General features: G+C 54.6%; 1 protein-coding gene. It reads right to left on the bottom strand.

Annotation, left to right across the window (positions count from 1 at the left end; all coding sequences use genetic code 11):
• Positions 1-291: 291 nt before the first annotated feature.
• The coding region (locus QWJ46_RS31160; RefSeq protein ID WP_302756401.1) for an integrase core domain-containing protein at positions 292-452 on the bottom strand (161 nt) is incomplete at its 5' end.

Genomic DNA, 452 nt, shown 5'->3' with positions numbered 1-452 from the left:
GGTTTCAGAAAGTTACTCCGAACCACCACAGGAAACTGCCAAACAAACCTAATGTCGCCGATCAGACAAAGCCGACAGACGGTGTCGTGATGGCATCACTTGCACCGCTAGGTCGACCGCGACTATCAGCAGGACAACGGATCCGAAAACTGGAGACAATCGCACCCAGCTCCCAATCGAAAAATGTTGAAGCTTTCGATCCTGACCTGCCGCTGACGGCGATTAGAGCCTCGGCGGTCTTGAACCGCTCCCAAACGTTGGACCACCGGATGCTAGAGTTTTCCGGCTTATTCAGGGAGGCGGGCTGGTTGCGCCTCCCGAATTCACCAACGAGATCGGCGCCTTGTTGCCGATCGCACCATGAGGTCTTTCCTCATTGTAGTATCTACGCCAATCCTCCATCTTTTCGCGGGCATCCGCAAGGGTCAGGAACCAATGCTGGTTCAGGCATT

This window comes from Rhizobium sp. CBN3 (assembly GCF_030518245.1).
Classification (GTDB): domain Bacteria; phylum Pseudomonadota; class Alphaproteobacteria; order Rhizobiales; family Rhizobiaceae; genus Rhizobium; species Rhizobium aethiopicum_A.
The sequence above is the reverse complement of the archived record's forward strand: the minus strand, read 5'-3'. Positions and strand labels throughout refer to the sequence as shown.